Consider the following 21,085-nt stretch of genomic DNA (forward strand, 5'->3'; position numbering starts at 1 on the left):
AGAGCAGCCCTATGGCATGGCCAAAGGCAGGAACAGTCAGCGTTGTGAACGGCAGCGCAATCGTCACCGGCACCGCCACCGGCTTCTTTGGCAGCGCGCAGGCGGGCTGGGGCTTTGTCGGCCCGGACGGGCGGGTATATGAGGTGCTGGCGGTCAGCAGCGGCACGGTTTTGACAATCACCCCCGCCTACCAGGGCGCCACGGCGGCCGGGCAGATCTATGCGCTGTTCCCCACTATGTCGCTGGCGCATGATGTGGTGGCCAGCGTGCAGGCGCTGACCGGCACGTTTCAAGCCGTTGCGGACGGCCCCGGACAGGGCAAGTTCAGCACCGATGTGGTCAAGCTGGGCGATGAAGACACCGGCCTGGGCTGGCCATCCAGCAATGAGGTGGCGCTGAAAGCCGGGGGCAATTGGCAGCTCCGCCTCAAGGAAGGTGCTGCCAGCGGCGCGGCGGTGCAGTCCAGCGCGACGGATGCCACAGCAGACAAGCTGCTACTGACAAACGCCTTCGGTTGGGGCGACAAGGGCGCCCCGGTCCCGAACGACAACATTGATGACATCGCTACATCCGGATCCTACTTTCTGACCTCCGCGGTGTTGGGAAATTCCACCCTGCCAGCAGGCGAGGCGTTTTCTTCCGGCTCCTGTCTCCTTCAGTTCCAGTACAACGCCGACAATGCGGCGCAAATCCTGATCGCGCATTCCAGCGGTAAGATGTTCACGCGGATCAAGGACGGCGGAGCTTGGCATGACTGGATCAGCCTAATCCCCAAGCGCGGCAGCGGCCCCACTGGCGAGTGGGTGCGCTTCGCTGATGGGACGCAGATCTGCACTAAAGCCATCACTGCGGACAGTGGCGCTGACTCTGTTTGGGACTTCCCGGCAGCTTTCTCTACGACGACAAATCTTACCGTTCATATCACTGCCCGGTCCTCTGCAAATGCCATCATTGGTGGCGCACGGGCGCCGTCTGTTTTGGCTGTGTCCTGGAACGCGCACGACACTGCGGGCGGGCGAACTGCAACGCCTTGCAGCCTCAGGGCCGAAGGCCGCTGGTATTAAAGGAGATCATCATGAAAGTAACCTGCATCTGTGTGGCCGGTCCTCCCGGCCAATCTGAAACCAGCGCCAATGTGAGCGGCGATGTGATCACTGTGGGCGGCGTGTCCTTTGATCTGTCCGATGTCCCCGATGGCGGCTTTGCCGAACCGGAAGGCGAAAACCATCCGTTCATAGGGCGCATCGAGCGGATCGATGGCGAGCTGCATGTTCAGGTGCGGTGGTTCTTTTTCGAGGCAACTGCAGAGCCGGACCAGTCTGTTGTCCCGCCGACGCTCACCGTCGCCAGCGGCCCGGTGCCTGACCCAATTGTTCGCAAACCCCAGACCGGCGAGGTTGCAGCATGACGTTCTCCCTGAAAATCACCACGGCTGAGCAGGTCGCGGCAGCCGCCCGCGCGGCGCTCCTGTCCGATCTGGCCGGAACCCGGTGGCAGATCCAAAACGGCGGCATCACGCTGCCCAGCGGATTCCACGCCCGCACCGACCGCACAACCCGCGAAGACCTCACTGAGGCGCTGTTTGCTCTGCAATTGGGCATCAAGAGCGAGCCGTTCTCCTGGAAGGCCCCCGATGGCTGGATCAAGCTGACGCGCGCCGACCTGGAGCAGATCACCGCTGCCGTCGCGGCCCATGTGCAGAGCTGTTTTGATGCGGAAGAAGCTGTGGAGGCGCAGATCGCCGCACTCAGCGATGCAGATCTGGCCGGGTTTGCTGTGCGGGCCGCATTTGATGCAGCCATGGCCGGCCCCGCTGCTGAAAGCTGAAACAAACCGCCTCCCGGAAACGGGAGGCCCGGGCCGGTTGCAGCCCCTTGCGGACCTTGACCATCCTGCGACCTTTAGTCAGCACGACTTGTCGCGTACCGCCCCAAGCGGTCACACGACAAGCTCTTCTCAATAGTAGCCTCAAGGTCACTACCTGCGCTAACCTTTGACTTCACCCACCGGCTTCATAACCAGATTTTTCAAAAGGAAATCACCTTTTAAAGCACCTCGGCAATCGGCACTCAGGCATTTAACGATATTATATCATTTTCGAGTTATCACATTTACCCCACAGGAGTTCGGCCCAGAAACCCTTGGAGTAAAGCTAATGTTTTTTAAGACAAAGAAGCCAAAAACAACTAAAAAAGACGACATGAATGCGATCATCGCCGGCATGGTCGATCGCACACAGGCGACTATTCAGTTTCACCCAGACGGAACGATCATTACTGCGAACCAGAACTTTCTGAACGCGTTAGGCTACAGCCTAGAAGAGATCCAGGCGCGGCACCATTCGATGTTTGTTTCACCTGATCTAGTCGCCACCGTTGAATACAAATCGTTCTGGTCAGACCTCGCGAATGGCAAGGTTTTCTCGGACCAGTTTCCCCGATTGACTAAATCTGGTGAGACAATCTGGATTCAGGCCACCTATGCCCCAGTTGAAGGTGAAGATGGCAAGGTGGAACGGGTTGTAAAAGTTGCTTCAGACATCACAGAACGCCGCCGCGGCCTTGAAGAAATCGGAGAGGGGCTTCAGGAATTGAGCAAAGGCAACCTGACGCACAGAGTGGCGATTTCTGATCTGCCGGACATTGGAACACTGGGAGAAACCTTCAATCATTCTCTGGAACAGCTTAGCACGTCTATATCGGCGGTGAAGCAAGTGTCATCGGCGGTTGGCCGCACTGCAGATGAGATTTCACAATCTGCCAATGATCTTTCGCAACGAACTGAAAGCCAGGCAGCGACCTTGGAAGAAACAGCTGCAGCAATCGAAGAACTGACTGCGACCGTGAAAGCATCTGCTGAGGGCGCTCGGACGGTCGAAGGCATTGTGGCTGAAGCTAAAACTTCTGCCGTGCAAAGCGGCGAAGTCGTGGGTAGTGCAATTGGCGCTATGGCGAAAATCGAAAGCTCTTCAGAGCAGATTTCGAAGATCATCGGTGTGATTGATGATATTGCCTTCCAGACCAATCTTCTGGCACTGAACGCTGGGGTTGAGGCAGCACGTGCCGGAGAGGCCGGACGCGGCTTTGCCGTCGTTGCTTCTGAAGTTCGGGCGCTTGCACAACGATCAGCTGACGCTGCTGGCGAAATCAAACAGTTGATAGGCGAGAGCAACCAACAAGTGATCACTGGCGTCGACCTTGTTGGGAAATCCGGCGAAGAACTGCAGCAGATTATTAAGAGCGTTGCCACTATCTCCGAACATATTCAGGAAATTGCCACCGGCGCTTCGGAGCAATCAACAGCGTTGCTGGAAATCAATCAGGGCGTATCACAGCTTGACCAGGTAACTCAGCAAAACGCAGCCATGGTGGAGCAAACTTCGGCGGCCAGCCAGATGTTATCGAATGATGCAGGCCAGCTGACTCAAGAAGTGTCCAAGTTCAGAGACGGATCTGAGGGCCGGGAACTGGTTTCTCGGCCTGGAAAGCCGGATCAATCCAACTCCTATCCGGAACCTGCATTCGAGCAGGAAGAGCTTCGTGTGGCCCAAGGATGGGATAACTTTTGAACAACGACAGTTGCAGTGAAGGTATCAAGTAAAACAACGGGCATCATAAAAGATGCCCGTTGTTTTTCCAGGCCGTGTCGGCAAGAGGGGTTCACATGAAGTTCGATAGGGTCGCAATCTGCGCATTGCCGCCACACGGTTCCGCCTGGGCTGCACCTGCTGCGAACGGCGGCAAGGTCCCGCCCAACCCGTAAAACACTCCCTTTAAGCGCCCTTAAAAACCCTCCGCCGCCCGGCGTTTTTTTACACTTTGGGCGGCGGAACTAGGCAGTTTGCAACGGGAAGTGTCCCGTACTGCAATGCGAAGTGTCCCAAAATCGCGGCGTCAAATCGCGGAACCGGCGCAGATCCGGACTGGCTAACCCCCCGTTTCAGGCATAAAAATCAGGGAAATCGCAAAAACGAGTTGCTGCAACGGGAAGTGTCCCGCACTGCAACGCGAAGTGTCCCGCTACAGTCCCGCTACATACACCGCTACAACCGCTACACCCGCTACACACATACGCCGGTTACGTCCCGCTTCACGCGAATGTAAAAAAGTTTCACATCCCCTCTTGAACCCTGCCCACTGGCTTCCGATATGCTATGATGTGAAAGAGATTTACATTCACTGCAACCAGGAGGACCCTGATGACGAGTTTCACCCCTACCGCCCCCCATGCACCCGTGCAGGGCTGGTTTTCCCGCAGCGAAGCTTGGCTGGACAGCAAGGGCAAAGGCGCCTGGATCGCCGCCATGGTCTTGGGCTTCGTGTTCTTCTGGCCAGTGGGCCTGGCCCTTCTCTTCTACATGATCTGGAGCAAACGCATGTTCAGCAAATCCTCCTGCCGCCACCGCAAGTCATGGGCGCGCCACGGGTATTCTGCAATGAAACCCTCGGGCAACAGTGCCTTTGATGCCTACAAGGCAGACACGCTGAACCGCCTGGAGCAGGAGCAGCATGACTTTGACGCCTTCCTGCAGCGCCTGCGCGAAGCCAAGGACAAAGCCGAATTTGACGAATTCATGGATGAGCGCGCGCAAGCCGCCGCCCACAGTGATGATCCGGAAGATGAAGCCGGCAACGGCGGCCCCAAGAGCCACTGATCTGCCCGGCCTGTAAAGGCTCCGGCTGCCCCGCCCCTTGACCGGGCGGGGAAACGGTTCGGCCCATCTCTGCCCCCTCACAGCTCCTGCAGCGCAAAGGACTTCTGCATATGACCGCCCTGCCCGACCCCGACTACCAGGCAGAATTTTATACATCCGTACCCGCCAAACGGCTGATCGCCTGGATCATCGACAGCATTCTGATCTTTGCTATCAGCGCCGCCGCAGTGGTGCTGACGGCCTTTACCGGGCTGCTGATCTGGCCGCTTCTGTATCTGGCTGCCGGGTTTGCCTACCGGACCGTGACCATTGCCAATGGCTCTGCCACCTGGGGCATGCGCTTTGCCGGGATTGAACTGCGCGACGGTTCCGGCCAGCGGCTCGACAGCGGCTTGGCCGCGTTGCACACCGCAGGCTACTCGCTGTCGCTGGCGCTGCCGGTCCTGCAGGTGATCTCGGTCATCCTGATGCTGACCTCCTCGCGCGGCCAAGGCCTGACTGACCACTTCCTCGGCACCGCAATGCTGAACCGCCGGGTGTAACGGACCCTGGCCTGTTCCGGAACACACAGGGGCAAGGCTTTGCTAAGCTGCTTTGCGTCCAACCAGGAGTGCCGGTTTTTTAGGACACATACGCCTGAAAACCTGCTTGACCCCGCACCCAAATCTTCAACATTTCAAGCGATCTCATGCATAAGCATCCAAGCCGCGTTAGATGGGCAGTTTGAACAAACGCATCTTGGAAACCTGGCCGTAAGGCATAGCCCGCAAACCAAACTTCTGGAATCTCTGCAAGGCCTGCAGATAGGGCAGAAATGGAGCGCCGGATGACACAGAAAGAACGGGCACGCCCGGATGCGGGCTTAAGGGTGCAAAGGCGCCGCGGTCTGCGCAAGTGCTCTTGCCGAAGCTTTCAGCGGCGCAACTCCTGACAGATATTGAACAATCGACCCTGTCTGCCCGTCTTCCAACGCAAGAGCCTGTTAAACCATTTTCCACAAGTCCACTTGGCGCACTGGAACCGCGTTGCTATCATCATGGGACAACGTTGCGAACCGTCCCGTCTGTCCTGTGAAACTGCTGAAGAGTTCTGATGCGCCATACCCTTCCTATTGCACCGCAGTTTTATGTGACGGCGCCGCAGCCCTGCCCATATCTGGAGGGCCGGATGGAACGCAAGCTGTTCACCGCGCTGCAGGGTGACGGGGTGGAGCAGCTGAACAACAGCCTTAGCCAACAGGGTTTCAGACGCTCGCAGAACGTGCTTTACCGGCCGTCTTGTTCGGAATGCTCCGCCTGCCTGTCGGCGCGGATTGATGTGGCGGCCTTTACCGCCACCCGCAGCCAGAAACGCACGCTTAAACGCAATGCGCATCTGGAACGGCGTGCAACCTCGCCCTGGGCAACCGAGGACCAGTTTTCGTTGTTCCGCAGCTATCTTGACAGCCGCCATGCCGATGGCGGTATGGCGGATATGGATGTCTTCGAATACGCCGCTATGATCGAGGAAACCCCGGTGCGCAGCCGGGTTGTGGAATATGCCGAGGCCGGCTCCAACAAGCTGACGGCGGTATCGCTGACCGACGTGCTGGAGGATGGGCTCAGCATGGTCTATTCCTTCTACGCCCCGGACCAGCCGCAGAATTCGCTGGGCACGTTTATGATCCTCGACCATATCGCCATCGCGCGCGAGGCCGGGCTGCCGTATGTCTACCTCGGCTACTGGGTGCCCGGCAGCCAGAAGATGAGCTACAAGGCCAAGTTCGCAGGCCTGGAAATTTATCACCGCAGCGAATGGAAAAAGATGTCCGACCCGTCTGAGTTCGAAGCCGCCGGCCATCCGCTGTCCACCGATCCGATTGCCGAACAGGTCGCCAATATTCAGCTGCCCGAACAGCCTATCCATCGAAGCCGCTGATGCAGCATATTCACGCCATTTCACTGGTGGTGCCGGATTACGACGCCGCAATTGCATTTTACTGCGGCCGGCTCGGCTGGCAGCTGGCCGAGGATATCGATCAGGGCCGCAAACGCTGGGTCCGTATCCTGCCGCCGGGCGCCAGCCAGGGCAGTCTGATCCTGGCCCGTGCCGAAGGACCTGAACAGAAGGCCGCCATCGGCAACCAGTTCGGCGGCCGCGTCGGATTGTTCCTGGCCTCAGATGACTTTGCCAGCGACCACGCGGCGATGCAGGCTCAGGGCGTCATATTTGAGGAACAGCCGCGCCATGAACCCTATGGCACCGTTGCGGTCTGGCGCGATCCTTTCGGCAATCGCTGGGACCTGATCCAGTTCGCCTGATACCGGCGCCGCTTCGTTTCATCTTTCAGCAAATACTCCGGGGTGAATGCGCCACAGGCGCTGAGAGGCAGCGCCCCTCCCTGTAAAAGCAAAGGGGCCCGCATGGGGCCCCTTTTCCGTTTTACTACTCCTGTTGCCCTGCTCAGTTCGGAATCAGCGCCGGCACGATGGTCACAATCGCTGGGAAGGCCCACAAGATGCCGATGCCCACCACCTGGATCAGCACAAAGGGCGCCACCCCGCGGTAGATATGGGCCGTTGTCACCTCCTTGGGCGCAACCCCGCGCAGATAGAACAGCGCAAAGCCGAAAGGCGGCGTCAGGAACGAGGTCTGCAGGTTCACCGCCACCATGATGGTCACCCATTTCGGATCAAACGAACCGCCATAGATCACCGGGCCTACAATGGGGATCACGATGTAGATGATCTCCAGGAAATCCAGCACGAAACCCAGGAAGAACAGCACCAGCATCACGATCAAAAAGACCGTCATCTCGTTGTCAAAGCTCTTCAGGAACTGCTGGATATAGTGTTCGCCGCCAAAGGAGATCACCACCAGATTGAGCAGCTGCGAGCCGATCAGGATGGTGAACACCATCGAAGTCACCTTGGCAGTCTCCCGCACAATCGGTGACAGCACGCCGGATTTGAACAGCACCCAGCAGCCGTAAAGCAGCCCGAAGAGCGCAAAAAGATAGGCGCCATAGGCCACAAAGAAGGCAATCCAGCTTTCCAGGGAAACGCCGCCCTGGTTCACCCGCAGGTCAAAATTCATGCCAACCAGGATGCACAGCATGACCGCAAAGGTGGACCAGATGATAATCTTGCCGGAACGGCCCTGATCCTGCAGCTTGCGGTAGGCCGCCAGCATGATGGCACCGCCTGCCCCCAGCGCCGCAGCGGGCGTCGGGTTGGTGATGCCGCCCAGGATCGACCCCAGCACCGCAACAATCAGCACCAGCGGCGGGAACACCACCCGGATCAGATCGTTTCCGGCGCAGCGCGCTGCGGCCTCGCGGCAGCCCCACAACGCCAGCAGCAGCGGCAGTGCAATCCACAGCACAGTGACACCGGCCGAGGTCGTGGGTGCAATTGCCACCAGATCCACCAGCGCAACCAGCAGCACGCCGATGGCGCCCAGGATCAGCGGCTTGGCATCGCGCGACGGCGCCACACCGCGGCCAAAGGCCAGCACCAGCCCCAGCAGGATCATGATCACCGAAATGCCGGTGCCGATCGGCGCGGCGGCGGCGATCTTGGCATCACGGGCGGCGATGATTTCATCCTCGCTCAGCCGTTCTGACAGGGTCACACCGCCAGCAGCCTCGATCGCCTCCTGTTCGGCCACAGCGGCGTCCCAATCCTCCTGCCCGTGCAGGTCGATCATCGCGGCCTTGCACTCGGCACCGACATTGGTGCGCAGGGAGGCTGTCTCGCCCGCGTCCGAGAATGTCGAAACGGTGATGTTCTGGCTGCCGATCACGTTGAAACTGCCCAGCAGGATGGCACCGCCAACCAAGGCCGCCGGAACCGCCAGGAACCAGGTCAGGCCTTCACTGCGGGTGATCACCTCGCCAGTGCCGGGTTCCATCGCCACGGCCGGGGCCTTATGCGGATTCAGCAGCGCATAGCCAAAGGCATAGGTGGCATAAAGCAGCGCCAGCAGGATACCCGGCAGCAGCGCCGCCTGGAACAAGGTGCCGACCGACACCACTGCAGGCTCGCCCAGATAGGTCAGCGCATCGGAACAGCCCGCCTCCATTGCGCGGGTTTCCTGCGCGGTGGAATACAGATCGCCCGCGAGCGTGCCCAGTAGAACAATCACGATGGACGGCGGGATGATCTGGCCCAGGGTGCCCGAGGCCGCAATCACGCCGGTTGCCAGTTCCGGCGAGTAGTTGTTGCGCAGCATGGTGGGCAGCGCCAAGAGCCCCATGGTCACCACGGTGGCGCCGACGATGCCGGTGGAGGCGGCAAGGAACGCGCCCACAACCACAATCGACACCGCCAGACCGCCGGGCAGCGGGCCAAAGACGCGCGCCATGGTGGTCAGGAGATCGTTGGCGATCTTGGAACGTTCCAGGGTGATACCCATCAGAACAAACATCAAAACCGCCAGCAGGGTTTCAATCGAAGCACCGGCCAGAACCCTCTCATTCATCCGGTTAACGATGAAGGAGACATTGCGGTCCAGCGCCACTTCCCAGCCTTGGGTGAACACAGGTTCCGCCAGTGTTGGCAGGTCCGGATATCGGAAGACCGAAACCTTATCCGGCCTGATACCGGAATTCACCAGATCGCGGTAGGCCTGCGACGAGGTGTCGATGGCCTGGTGGATCAGGATACCGGAGCTGTCCAGCGCCGCGATGATCCCAAAGGAGATGATCCCGGCGCCGCCGATGGCGAAGGCCACCGGAAAGCCGGATAGGATGCCCCCGAAGAGGCACATGAATACGATGAGCAGGCCGATTTCGACGCCATCAAGTCCAAATAACATGTTTCTGACGTCCCTTTAGTGCGTGCCTTCGTAGGCTTCTTCACCCTCTCCAAGGCTGTCCTTGTCGAGGTATTTGTTTTCGCTGCCCTGGCCTTCGACAAACTCGAGGTACGAGCGGTAAAAGAAAGCGATGGCGTGCAGGAATACGAGGCCCGCAAACAGCACCAGCAGGATCTTGAACAGGAAATAGGCATTGAACCCGTTGGGGCTGAAGCCGATGGTTTCCACATTCCAGCGCAGGGCGCGGGATTTCATCACCAACCGGTCCAGGCTGTCCGAGGCCGAGGGTTTCGGCACGATCAGGTGGCGCCACAGAAAGAACCAGCCGTACATCCAGGTCAGCACTGCCGTGGGCATCATGAACAAAAGCGAACCGAGCATGTCGACCACCCGCTTGGCGCGGAAACTGATGCCGGAATAGATCAGGTCCACCCGCACGTGGCCGCCCTGCACAAAGGTGTAGGTCACGCAAAGGCAGACCACCAAGGCATTGTAAAGCTTCAGTTCTTCAGCAAACCAGCTGATGTCCTGACTGAACGGAATACCAAAGCCAAAGCTGATGTCGGGCCGGGCAAACACGCGTTGCATGAAGACAATGATGATCTGTTGCAAGACCATCAAAAGGCCGGCCCAGGCAAAAAAGCGGCCCACGGTGTTGGCCAGCCCTTCCAGCCCGCGCACCATGCCCCACATGACATTGCGAAAGTACAGGCCGATAGCGGTCAGCACCAGGAAGGCGGTGAACACGACAAAGAAAAACTCGACCGAGCCGCCATAGTAGACAAAGCGCATGACCGAGGCTTTGTCGGACCAGTCAAGCCACAGCTGCGGATAGGTGACGGCATAGCCGAAATTGTAAAAGGCGCCGGCGATGTTCTGGATCAGCCAGACAAGCCCGCCCCAGATTGCGCCAAAGAAGGTGATGCCACTCTCTTCCTGCATATTTCCCCCGGGAAGATTGCTGCGAAGCTGCCGTTAGCGGGTTGGGCGCGCGGCGTCTGCCGGCCGTCCCGCAGTTTCAGCAACTGCATGTGGATCCCCCGCGCGGCGGCGGAGGATCCGATTGATGCCATTCAGGCAGATTAGCCCAGGACGCGATCGCGCTGAACGCGGTAGGCGCCTTCGGATTTGGTGATCCAGCCCGAGGAGGCCTTCATCGAAGTTTCGACGCTGCTGCGGATTTTTGCAAACAATTCGTCGCCCATGAACTCGTCCAGGGTGTCCTTGGTGGCGGACCCGAAGGCATCCCAGACGCTGTCCGGGAATTCCAGGGTTTTCACGCCGCCGGACTGCAGGCGCTGCAGCGCCGCACCGTTGTTGTTCATGAACTGCGCCAGGCTCCACTGATGGCCGGCGGCGGACGCCATTTCAATGACCTTCTGGTGCGCAGGCGACAGGCCTTCGAACACATCGCGGTTGGTGGCAACCGACAGTGCCGCGCCCGGCTCGTGGAAACCTGCGGTGTAGTAGGTCTTGGTGATTTCCTGGAAGCCGGCCTTCTCGTCCGCCCAGGGGCCGATCCACTCGGTGCCGTCGATCGCGCCGGAGGACAGCGCCTGATAGACTTCGGAACCGGGGATGTTCTGCACGGAGGCGCCCAGTTTGCCCAGCGCCTTGCCGCCCAGGCCCGGCATCCGGAATTTCAGGCCGTTGAAATCTTCGGGGCCTTTGATTTCCTTGTTGTACCAGCCGCCGGCCTGCGGGCCGGTGTTGCCGCCGATGAATGACTTGAGGCCGAAAATCTGGCCCAGCTCATCATGCAGCGCATGGCCTTCGCCATGGTAGTACCAGTTGGTCAGTTCCTGCGGGGTCATGCCAAAAGGCACGGCAGTAAAATAGGCGTAGCCCGGGTGCTGGCCGGTGAAATAATAGTCGGCACCATGGTACATGTCGGCCTGGCCTGCGGTCACGGCGTCGAACACTTCGAACGCGCCGACCAGTTCGCCTGCGGCTTTCACATCAACGGTCAGGTCGCCGCCGGACATGGCGGTGATGGCGTCGGCAACATATTGCGCGGAATCATGCACACCCGCCAGGCCGCGGCCCCAGGTGGTGACCATGGTCAGGGTGCGCTTGCCCTGGGCATAGGCCGGTGCAGCCAGCGTGCCGGCTGCGGCGGCAGTCCCGCCCAGCGCGGAAGTTCTCAAAAAAGAACGGCGATCCATTATTTATTCCTCCCATTTATTCTTCGGATTGCCCGGAAGGTCCCCCCCGGGCGGATCGGTTCGAGTGCGGCCAGCCTAGCGGCGATGAATTTTATGTGAATACCTAGTACTGCGTAGAACGGCACGTTTTTGAGGGCATTCGCTGAAAAGTTCCTGCATTCCCGGCGCGAATCCCCAAGGGGCCACTCCCGCCCTAAGAGCAAATACCTCCTGCCCATGTGATTCCTCTGGGCGGCTGCAAAATGATTCGGTACAAGAATCTGACCAATTCCGGGGACCTGCTGATGCGCCTGTTCCGATACCTGCTGCGCCCCACCTATGCGCAGAAGCTGTCGCTGTTGACGACCCTGCCCCTGATTGTGGCGGGCACTGCGATTGCTGTGCTGGTGGGTTATCAGTCGCGCAGCCTTGCCGAACGTGAAATTCAGGCGCTGGAACTGCAGCTGCTGGAGGCCAAGAAGGCCGAGCTGCGCAACTACGTGACCCAGGCGCGCAATGGCTTTGCCCATATCTACGGTCTGGCCGCCCCCGATGATGCCGAAGCCAAAGAGCGGGTCACCCAGATCCTGAGTGCGATGATCTACGGCAAGGACGGATTCTTTTTTGTCTATGACTACGACGGCACCAATCTGGTCAGTCCGCGGCAGACTGAGTTTATCAACCGCAACTGGACTGGGCTGACCGACAGCGCCGGGGTGCCGGTGGTGGATGAGTTCATCCGCCTGGCCCGGATCGGTGCAGGCTGGCACAGCTTCACCTGGGAGAAGCCCTCAACCGGGGAAGAGGCGCAGATGATCGCCTATGTGCTGGGGCTGCAGGATTGGCAGTGGGCGATCGGCACTGGCGTGTTCATCGACGATGTGCTGGCTTCGGTTGCCGCGTCGCGGGCCGAGGTTGAGGCCCGGGTGCAGCGCACATTCTTCTATATCGGCGGTATCACTCTGGTTTCTTTGGTGCTGGTCTTTGCCTCCGGCATGTTCCTGAACCTGCGCGAACGGCGGCTGGCGGATGCCAAGCTGAAGGAGCTGACCCAGCGGGTGTTCGACGCCCAGGAGGAGGAGCGCGGCCGGGTGGCGCGGGAGCTGCATGACGGTATCAGCCAGCTTTTGGTCGGGGTGCGATATGCGCTGGACAACACCCGGCGGCGGCTGTCCCGTGGTGACAGCGACGGTGCTGCGGCACCGTTGGAGAAAGGCGCCGATAACCTGCTGACTGCGATCACCGAGGTGCGCCGGATCAGCCGCGACCTGCGTCCCGCTGTGCTAGACGACCTGGGGCTGGGCCCAGCGCTGAAGGCGCTGACGGATGATTTTGCCGCCCGCACCGGCATTGAGACAGAGTTTTCCACTGTGGTGTTCCGCAACCGGCTGGATCAGGATGCCAAGATCGCACTGTACCGGATTGCGCAGGAAGCGCTGACCAATATCGAACGCCACGCCGAGGCCAGCAAAGTCAGCATCGACCTGCGCGGCCACACCAAAGGCGCCACTATGCGGATCACCGACAATGGCCGCGGATTGCCGCCGCGCGATGCGCGCAGCGGGCCGGGCATTGGCCTGCGCAATATGCAGGAACGGATTGAGCAGCTTGACGGGGCCTTGCGCATTCTGTCATCACGAGGCACCCAAAGCGGCACGGTGATCGAGGCAAGCCTGCCTCTGAGCCATCTGCTGCCGCCGGGTGAAGAGGGAACGCCCGTGCAATTGCCGTAGACCTGGGGAGGGTGCAGCGGCCTGCGGGGCCTCGTTAGCAATGGAAATCTGCCGTTGGGGGGATGATGGCTGATCCGGTGAAAGTTCTGATCGTGGATGACCACCCGATGGTCGCCGAGGGCATCCAGTCGATCCTGGAAAGCTATGATGACATCGAGGTCGTCGGCTCATTGACTGACGGGCGCGACGCGGTAGAGCAGATGGGCACTTTGGCGCCGGATGTGGTGCTGATGGATCTGAACATGCCCAATCTTGGCGGGCTGAGTGCGACCGAGATCATTCTGGAACAGCACCCCGGCACCCGTATCCTGATCCTGTCGATGCATGACAGCGCCGAATATATCTCCACCGCGCTCAGCCATGGCGCCATGGGATATGTGCTGAAGGATGTGCCCACAGAAGAAATCAAACAGGCCGTTGATGCGGTGATGAAGGGGCAGACCTATCTTTGCACCGGGGCCGCGGGTTCGCTGAAGCCCAAGGGTGGCGACAGCCGCGAGGCGCTCACGGGCCGTGAACAGACAATCCTGCTGGAGCTGGCACAGGGAAAGTCAAACAAAGAAGTCGCCCAAGCGCTTGATATCTCAGTCAGAACCGTTGAGACGCACCGCAAGAACATCAAGCGCAAGCTGGGCATTTCCTCCACCGCCGGCCTGACCCGATACGCGCTGGAGCATGGCGTGCTGCAGGGGACTGGCGCCGGGTTCTGATCCCCTCCCGCAATTTTGCCTTTGTGATGTGCCGCTCCTGCCCTAGCCTCCCGGGCCAGGGAGACGCGCTATGACGATGGACAAACCCCCGATCACACCTGAAACCCAGGCCAAATGGCAGCGGGTGGTGGACCTGGTGGCCGAGCTGACCGATGTGCCCGCCGCATTAATCATGGCGACGGTGGATCTGGACCACCGGGTCAAGGTCTCCAACTCCGCTGACAACAATCCCTATTACCCGGGCCGCAAGTACCACCTGAATGAAAAGCTCTATTGCTTCGGCGTGTTCGAGGCCGATGGCGAACTGGTGGTCGAGGACGCCCAGTGCGACCCCCGCTGGCAGGACAACGAAGACATGGAGCATGCCATGTCCTTCTACATCGGCTATCCGATCAAATGGCCCGATGGCGAGGTTTACGGCACCATCTGCGTGCTGGACACCCGCCGCAACAAACGGGCGCTGATGTTCCGCAAAGGCCTGCAGGAGTTCTGCCGGGTGGTCGAGGGCGATCTGGCGCTGCTGCTGGAAGTCGCCCAGCGCAAACAGGCCCAGGCCGAGCTGCGCGAGACCGTGCGGGCGCGTGAAGACACCATCAAACGCCGCACCACCGCGCTGGAGGATGCCAATACCGCGCTGCGCGTGCTGATCGACAATGTCGAGGCCTCGCGCCACGAGACCGAGCAGCAGATCGTGCAGCAGATCAAGGGGATGGTATTGCCCTATGTGGCCAAGCTGCGGCATCTGGATGCGGACCGAGAGCTGCAAAGCGCCTATTTGCAGATGGTCGAGGATAATCTCAAGAACATCACCTCAAGCCTGTCCTCCAAGCTGGCCGAGACACTGGAGCAGCTGACGCCAGCGGAGACCGAGATCATGCAGTTGATCATGATGGGCCGCACCACCAAGGAGATCGCGGCCACTTTGGGGCGGGAGACCAGCACCATAGACTTTCACCGCAATAACATCCGCCAGAAGCTGGGCCTCAGCCGGCGCGAGAACCTGCGCCAGCATCTGATCGCGCTGAATTCGGCCGAGTAGCCCGGTTACCTAAGGCTGCTGAGCAGCGCCTGCGACGGATCACCTGTTGCGGGCAATCCGCGGCTGGATTGAAAGCCGCTGATGGCGGCACGGCTTTTCGGTCCCAGCACACCGTCGGCGCCGCCGGTATCGAACCCTTTGGCCGTCAGGCGTTTTTGCAGCAGGATGCGGTCGTCCTTGGTCAGCCCGTATTTGTCCGGCGGGAAACTGGCGCGCAGCGGGCCGCCGCCTGCGATGCGGTCAGCCAGATGGCCCACCCCGATCGCATAGGAATCCGAGTTGTTGTAGCGCTTGATCGCATTGAAGTTTCCAGTGACCAGGAACTTCGGCCCGCCCGCCTGCGGCTGCAGGGTGCGGCCCGCAGGGGTGCCCGGCGCCCCGGCCTCGCCGCCCCATTTCTGCCCGCGGGTCCAGCCATTGCGCTGCAGATAGGCAGCGGTGGAGGCCAGCGAGTCACTGGGATCCTCGGACCAGATGTCGCGGCGTCCATCGCCGGTGAAATCAACTGCAAAGGCCTGATAAGATGTCGGGATGAATTGGGTATGCCCCATCGCGCCGGCCCAGCTGCCGGTCATCCGCGCAGGCGTGGTATCGCCGTTCTGCAGGATCTTCAGCGCTGCAATCAGCTGTTTTTCAAAGAACGCCCCGCGCCGCCCGTCATAGGCCAGCGTTGACGTGGCCGAGATCACCGGCACATTGCCGCGGCGCTCACCGTAAAAGCTCTCCAGCCCCCAGATTGCGCAGATGATTTCCGCATCAACGCCGTAAGCGCGCTCCAGCGCCCGCAAGGTGGACTGATGCCGGGCAAAGGCGGCGCGGCCCTTGGACAGGCGCTCGTCCGAAACGGCGATAGAGAGATAATCCTCCAGCGTGCGCTTGAATTCGGTCTGGTTGCGGTCGCGTTTTACAACGCCGGGCAGATAGCCCGCACCGCGGAACGCTGCGCGCAGGGTAGATTGGGAAATGCCGCGCGCTTCTGCCCGGGAGCGGAACGACGCCACCCAGGCGTCATAGCCCGTATTGGGCACGGGGCGAAGGTCCGCCGGCAGGCCGGGGCTGCCGCTGGAGCCGCTGACCGTCGGCACTGTGCTGCTGCAGGCGGTCAGCCCGAAAGCCGCAAGACCAAATCCAAAATGACGCCGTGTGATATCCATGCTGCTGCCCGTTCCGATGTTTGTTTTACAGCCCGGTTGCGCCGGACTTGTTTCCTGACAAGCTGCCAGAATCCGGAGATGGCGCCAAGGCCCGGTTTCCCCCCGCAGCAAAGACCCGCCACAGGCCCCCGGCCGCTTGTTATGGGGCTGCCCCCCATATTTACCCCATATTCTTTCGGGGCACCCCTGACCTCCAACCCTGTCTAGCCTGATTGCATCGCTGCACCAATGCGGCGGCCAGAAAACACCAGGGAGACAGAACCAATGGATGAGCAAAGCAAGAACCTCGATCCGGTGAGGCTGGACGGGCGCAAAGATGATCTGGCACCGGGGCTGTCGCGGCGCAGTTTCTTTGCGGCGGCGGGTGCCGCAGGTGTGGGCACTGCCGCCAGCCTGCTGGGCAGTACCAGCGCCCAGGCGCAATCCACCGATTGGCTGCAGCCCGGCAACAACAACCATGTGATCGACCTGCAGAACGCAGGGTCATTCACCGATGGCGAGGTCAAGATCGATTTCTACGGCCATTGCGCCTTCAAGATCACCTCACCCGGCGGCACCTCGATCCTGTTCGATCCGTGGCGGGATGATCCGTCGGGCGCGTGGGGGCTGTGGTTCAAGCAGAAATTCCCGGAGACACTGGTTGATATCACCATGTCCACCCACACCCATTTCGACCACGACGCCATTGACCGGCCGCAATCAACCATGGTGCTGGACCGGATGGTAGGCACATTCGAGTTCGCCGACATGAAGATCACCGGCTACGCCGACAAACACGCCTGCGTGGCGCCGGGCTGGTATCCGTGGACCGATGCGCTGGCTGAATTCGGGGTTGAGGCCTGCCCGCCCAATAACCCGGGCCATATGGATATGGTGACCTACGTGGTGGAAACCGGCGGCATCCGCACGCTGATCTGGGGCGACAACCGGCCTGACCCGGCAGACGGGTTCTGGGATGCCATTGGCCGGATTGACGTGCTGACCCTGCCAGTGGATGGCTCCGAACACATCCTGTCCTATGCCCAAGCCAATGCACTGGTTGAGCGGATCCAGCCCAAGGTGGTGATCCCAACCCACTACCTGTCCGAGACAACCACCTATACGCTGTCGACCCTGCAGCCAGCCGACACCTGGGTACAGGACCAGAAAAGCTTCAAGATACTGGAGAGTGCATCACTGTCGCTGGCCGCCGCGGATGTTCAGGGCATGGATAAGGAGTTCCTCTATTTCGGGCACAACGCGCTGACGGAGTAATCCTCGGCATTGCTGCAACAATGTTGTGCCCGGCTGGCCGGGTGCCCTCCCCCAGGGCGCCCGGCATCGGTCCTTTGCCTGATCACCTGGATAGAAACCGCCGCTGCGGGAAACCTGCCTGGGCAAGAATCCCCCAGATCATCTGCTCAAGATCCGGCGCGCCGATCTCCAGGCAATTGCGCCGGAAATACCAGGTCATGAACTGCGCATAGCCGCCGGTGCGGGCCAATGCGCGCTCCAGCGCGACGGCAAACTGCCCCGTCCGTGTGACAGTTTCCGCTATGTGGTGAAGATCCGAAGCGCCGTAAAGAATGGCCGGTGTCCGGTGCAGGAACCCTTCGAAGGCTTGCCCGTTCCCGCTCCTGCCGGTGGCGGGACCGCCGCTAATCCTTGAAATTCTGCTGCAGCTGCCCTTGGAAACGCTTGGCGTATTGGAACGGCACCATGTCTGTGCGGAACAGGCGGCTGCCAATCAAGCTCAAACTGCGGATCCCCTTGGGATCAAGGTGTCCTTGCCGCCAAAGGGTCAAGCAGCAATCAATCCCGCAACGCGTCGGCGCGCAGGCCTTCACGTTCGTAATGCCGCGGCAGCACCCGGCCATACAGCTGTTTGGTGCGCTCAACCCCGCCGCACATGCCTTCTTTTTCGACAAAGGAGAAGATACCGACATAGCGCCTGCGCGGACCCTCGACAGGAGCGACCCGGTGCAGTGAATAGCGGCCGCGGAAAATCTGCAGGTCGCCGGGTTGCAGCACCAGTTTGCGCACCAGCGGCGAGCCGCCCGCCAGCACCCGCGCCACGCCGTCATAATTCTCATCCGCGGGGGTGCGCAGCATCGGGGCATATTCGAAATCGCCGCCCGCCTCGCCGTTCTGGATCGCCAGTGTCACCGTGTAATTGTTGGTGTCGAAATGCCAAGGGAAGCCCTGCCCCTCCTCGACCATATTGATGATCACATCGGCCAGCGGATCGTCATAGCGGAAGAACCGGTCCTCTGGCTCCCCCAGGGCGGTGCGGATGAAGGGCATGAAACCGGAAAACTCATAAATGGCCCGCAGCGGGCTGTCCGCACCAAAGTTATCCGCCGGAATAAAGGCGTTGGAGCGGTCATAGAATTGGCGCACCGGGTGGCTCTGCGGCAGCGCGGTGTCGTCCTTGCTGAAATAAGCATTGGTACGGCTGAAGGATTTGTGGCCGTGCCCGGCCACCGCATCGGCCTCAGCTGCCAGTCTGGCAATTCCGTCCTGATGCACAAATCCCGGCAGCACCGCACAGCCATCCGCCCCCAGGTCGCGCTGCAGATCCGCAATCAGCCGCGCATAAGCTTCGGAGCCGGGCCGGTCGATCGGATACCGTCCCAAGTCGATCAGATCAGAAAGTTGAACCATTTTTGCATCCTTCCCTGTGTGCTCTTTTGAGTTGAGCTTGCCCGTGGAAAATCTGCTGATCTTGCAAAAACGGGACACCGGCGTGCCGGTTTTGAACGATTCCGCATCACCGCACCCCTCTGCCTTCGCGGAAATGTCGCTGCACCCCGGGGTTCAAGCAAGAAAATGTCCCCGCGCAGCGCTTTTTTGATACATTTGGCGGTTGACGCCCCTGTCCAGCGCCCATAATGTCGCCCGCAACGCAAAAAGGAGCCTGTGGCCGTGACCACCCTAGTCGTAATCGTAGGAACCAAGCGCATGGGCCGGTAACGGTAAACCATAATCGAACCCATGCGCCTCCGACTTGAAATCGGGGGCTTTTTTTATGCGTAACGGACGATGCCGCCAATTGGAGCAAAAAGCAGATGACACGTGAAATGACCGGCGCAAAGATGGTTGTCCAAGCCCTGAAGGATCAGGGTGTGGATGTAGTCTTCGGATACCCAGGCGGCGCCGTGCTGCCGATCTATGACGAGATCTTTCTGCAAAATGACATCCGCCACGTGCTGGTGCGCCACGAACAGGGCGCGGTGCACGCCGCCGAGGGCTATGCCCGCTCCACCGGCAAACCCGGCGTTGTGCTGGTGACCTCTGGTCCCGGTGCCACCAATGCGGTGACCGGCTTGACGGACGCCCTGCTTGATTCCATCCCGCTGGTGGTTCTCACCGGCCAGGTGCCGACCTTCATGATCGGCTCGGACGCCTTCCAGGAGGCTGATACCGTCGGCATCACCCGCCCTTGCACCAAGCACAACTGGCTGGTCAAGGACACTGATGCGCTGGCCGGCACCCTGCATGAGGCCTTTCATGTCGCTACCTCGGGCCGTCCGGGCCCGGTTCTGGTCGACATTCCCAAGGACGTGCAGTTTGCAAACGGTACCTATAACGGGCCGAAACCAGCCGCCTCCCATTACCAGCCGCAAGTCAAAGGCGACATGGAGGAGATCACCGAACTGGTCGCAGCCCTTGAGACCGCTAAACGCCCGGTGTTCTATACCGGCGGCGGCGTGATCAACTCCGGCAATGCCGCCAGCCAATTGCTGCGCGAGCTGATTGACGGCACCGGCATCCCGGTGACTTCAACCCTGATGGGGCTGGGCGCCTATCCGGCCTCAGGCAAAAACTGGCTGGGGATGCTGGGGATGCACGGGCTGTATGAGGCCAACATGGCGATGCACGGCTGCGACCTGATGATCAACATCGGCGCCCGCTTTGACGACCGCATTACCGGCAAGATCGACGCCTTCAGCCCGAAATCGAAGAAGGCGCATATCGATATCGATCCCTCCTCGATCAACAAGGTGATCCGGGTCGATATCCCGATCGTGGGCGATGTGGCGCATGTTCTGGAAGACATCCTGAAGGTCTGGAAGTCGCGCGGCCGCAAGGTGAACCGCGAGGCGCTGGCCAAATGGCACAAGCAGATCGACGAATGGCGCGCGGTGAACTGCCTGAACTTCAAGAACTCGGACAAGACCATCAAGCCGCAATATGCGCTGCAGCGCCTGGAAGAGCTGACCAAGGGCCATGACCGCTATATCACCACCGAGGTCGGTCAGCACCAGATGTGGGCGGCGCAATACCTGAATTTCGAGGATCCGAACCGCTGGATGACCTCGGGCGGGCTTGGCACCATGGGTTATGGTTTTCCGGCCTCGATCGGTGCCCAGATGGCGCATCCGGACGCGCTGGTGATCAACGTCGCGGGCGAAGCCTCCTGGCTGATGAACATGCAGGAGATGGGCACCGCGATGCAGTTCCGCCTGCCGGTGAAACAGTTCATCCTTAACAATGAACGTCTGGGCATGGTGCGCCAGTGGCAGGAACTGCTGCACGGCGAGCGCTACTCGCACAGCTGGTCGGAATCGCTGCCCGATTTTGTGAAACTCGCCGAGGCTTTCGGCGCCAAAGGTATCTGTGTCAGCGATCCCAAGGACCTGGATGATGCGATCATGGAAATGATTGAATACGACGGGCCGGTGATCTTTGATTGCCTGGTGGAAAAGCACGAGAACTGCTTCCCGATGATCCCGTCAGGCAAGGCGCATAATGAGATGCTGCTGGGCGAGGCCGATACGCAAGGCGTTATCCAGGCCGGCGGCGCAGTGCTGGTGTAACGCGGCAGCGCCGCAAATTTCTTCGAAGAAATTTGCCAGGAAAATTCGAATTTTC

The 21,085-nt window shown here is 60.3% G+C and carries 19 protein-coding genes; 13 read left to right on the forward strand and 6 right to left on the reverse strand.

Annotated features, from left to right (window positions below; all coding sequences use genetic code 11):
- Positions 1-11 precede the first annotated feature (11 nt).
- The 8 genes from K3724_RS12290 (at position 12) to K3724_RS12325 (ending at position 6,954) form a co-directional block, all read left to right on the forward strand.
- The gene (locus K3724_RS12290) at positions 12-1,064 is read left to right on the forward strand and encodes a pyocin knob domain-containing protein (RefSeq protein ID WP_259985177.1); all 1,053 of its coding nucleotides are present in this window, start codon (positions 12-14) and stop codon (positions 1,062-1,064) included.
- 11 nt (positions 1,065-1,075) lie between these two features.
- The gene (locus tag K3724_RS12295) at positions 1,076-1,408 is read left to right on the forward strand and encodes a hypothetical protein (protein ID WP_259985179.1); all 333 of its coding nucleotides are present in this window, start codon (positions 1,076-1,078) and stop codon (positions 1,406-1,408) included.
- On the forward strand, positions 1,405-1,827 hold the full coding sequence (locus K3724_RS12300) for a DUF4376 domain-containing protein (protein WP_259985181.1): 423 nt from the start codon (positions 1,405-1,407) through the stop codon (positions 1,825-1,827). Before K3724_RS12295 ends, K3724_RS12300 begins: the two co-directional genes overlap by 4 nt.
- Before the next feature lie 328 nt (positions 1,828-2,155).
- A complete protein-coding gene (locus K3724_RS12305; RefSeq protein WP_409201382.1) occupies positions 2,156-3,568 on the forward strand; it encodes a methyl-accepting chemotaxis protein in 1,413 nt (470 codons plus the stop codon).
- A gap of 630 nt (positions 3,569-4,198) precedes the next feature.
- Positions 4,199-4,654: a DUF2852 domain-containing protein gene (locus K3724_RS12310; RefSeq protein WP_259985184.1), complete on the forward strand. Its 456-nt coding sequence runs from the start codon at positions 4,199-4,201 to the stop codon at positions 4,652-4,654.
- A 110-nt stretch (positions 4,655-4,764) separates the two neighbouring features.
- Positions 4,765-5,196, forward strand: a complete 432-nt coding sequence (locus K3724_RS12315) for an RDD family protein (RefSeq protein ID WP_134829617.1) — start codon at positions 4,765-4,767, stop codon at positions 5,194-5,196.
- Positions 5,197-5,746: 550 nt separating this feature from the next.
- Positions 5,747-6,571 (forward strand): arginyltransferase, encoded by an 825-nt coding sequence (locus K3724_RS12320; protein ID WP_259985187.1) that lies wholly within the window; start codon positions 5,747-5,749, stop codon positions 6,569-6,571.
- Positions 6,571-6,954 carry a VOC family protein gene (locus tag K3724_RS12325; protein WP_259985189.1) on the forward strand — a complete coding sequence of 128 codons (384 nt, stop codon included), beginning with the start codon at positions 6,571-6,573 and terminating at the stop codon, positions 6,952-6,954. The genes K3724_RS12320 and K3724_RS12325 overlap by 1 nt, the downstream gene beginning before the upstream one ends.
- Before the next feature lie 142 nt (positions 6,955-7,096).
- On the opposite strand, the gene K3724_RS12330 is transcribed toward K3724_RS12325, so the two are convergent.
- The 3 genes from K3724_RS12330 to K3724_RS12340 all read right to left on the reverse strand — a co-directional run bounded on the left by K3724_RS12330 (position 7,097) and on the right by K3724_RS12340 (position 11,616).
- A complete protein-coding gene (locus K3724_RS12330; protein ID WP_259985190.1) occupies positions 7,097-9,451 on the reverse strand; it encodes a TRAP transporter large permease subunit in 2,355 nt (784 codons plus the stop codon).
- Between the two features lie 15 nt (positions 9,452-9,466).
- Complete coding sequence (locus K3724_RS12335; RefSeq protein WP_259985192.1) at positions 9,467-10,393, reverse strand: TRAP transporter small permease subunit; 927 nt, start codon at positions 10,391-10,393, stop codon at positions 9,467-9,469.
- Between the two features lie 140 nt (positions 10,394-10,533).
- Positions 10,534-11,616 carry a TRAP transporter substrate-binding protein gene (locus K3724_RS12340; protein ID WP_259985194.1) on the reverse strand — a complete coding sequence of 361 codons (1,083 nt, stop codon included), beginning with the start codon at positions 11,614-11,616 and terminating at the stop codon, positions 10,534-10,536.
- 284 nt (positions 11,617-11,900) lie between these two features.
- Here K3724_RS12340 and K3724_RS12345 point away from each other — a divergent pair, with 284 nt between their 5' ends.
- The 3 genes from K3724_RS12345 (at position 11,901) to K3724_RS12355 (ending at position 15,077) form a co-directional block, all read left to right on the forward strand.
- Positions 11,901-13,328 (forward strand): cache domain-containing protein, encoded by a 1,428-nt coding sequence (locus tag K3724_RS12345; RefSeq protein ID WP_259992630.1) that lies wholly within the window; start codon positions 11,901-11,903, stop codon positions 13,326-13,328.
- 65 nt (positions 13,329-13,393) lie between these two features.
- Positions 13,394-14,038, forward strand: a complete 645-nt coding sequence (locus K3724_RS12350; RefSeq protein ID WP_129370486.1) for a response regulator transcription factor — start codon at positions 13,394-13,396, stop codon at positions 14,036-14,038.
- A gap of 70 nt (positions 14,039-14,108) precedes the next feature.
- Complete coding sequence (locus K3724_RS12355; protein ID WP_259985196.1) at positions 14,109-15,077, forward strand: LuxR C-terminal-related transcriptional regulator; 969 nt, start codon at positions 14,109-14,111, stop codon at positions 15,075-15,077.
- A gap of 5 nt (positions 15,078-15,082) precedes the next feature.
- On the opposite strand, the gene K3724_RS12360 is transcribed toward K3724_RS12355, so the two are convergent.
- Entirely contained in the window at positions 15,083-16,231 is a 1,149-nt protein-coding gene (locus tag K3724_RS12360; protein WP_259985198.1) for a lytic murein transglycosylase, read from the reverse strand.
- Between the two features lie 264 nt (positions 16,232-16,495).
- On the opposite strand from K3724_RS12360, the gene K3724_RS12365 reads away from it, so the two are divergent.
- The gene (locus K3724_RS12365; RefSeq protein WP_259985200.1) at positions 16,496-17,485 is read left to right on the forward strand and encodes an MBL fold metallo-hydrolase; all 990 of its coding nucleotides are present in this window, start codon (positions 16,496-16,498) and stop codon (positions 17,483-17,485) included.
- Between the two features lie 82 nt (positions 17,486-17,567).
- On the opposite strand, the gene K3724_RS12370 is transcribed toward K3724_RS12365, so the two are convergent.
- A complete protein-coding gene (locus K3724_RS12370; protein ID WP_259985223.1) occupies positions 17,568-17,714 on the reverse strand; it encodes a hypothetical protein in 147 nt (48 codons plus the stop codon).
- A gap of 308 nt (positions 17,715-18,022) precedes the next feature.
- Positions 18,023-18,874 (reverse strand): hypothetical protein, encoded by an 852-nt coding sequence (locus K3724_RS12375; protein WP_259985225.1) that lies wholly within the window; start codon positions 18,872-18,874, stop codon positions 18,023-18,025.
- 404 nt (positions 18,875-19,278) lie between these two features.
- Between K3724_RS12375 and K3724_RS12380 the strand changes: the two genes are divergently transcribed.
- Positions 19,279-21,030, forward strand: a complete 1,752-nt coding sequence (locus K3724_RS12380; RefSeq protein ID WP_259985228.1) for an acetolactate synthase 3 large subunit — start codon at positions 19,279-19,281, stop codon at positions 21,028-21,030.
- Positions 21,031-21,085 lie beyond the last annotated feature (55 nt).

The organism is Leisingera sp. M658 (genome assembly GCF_025144145.1).
Lineage (GTDB): Bacteria > Pseudomonadota > Alphaproteobacteria > Rhodobacterales > Rhodobacteraceae > Leisingera.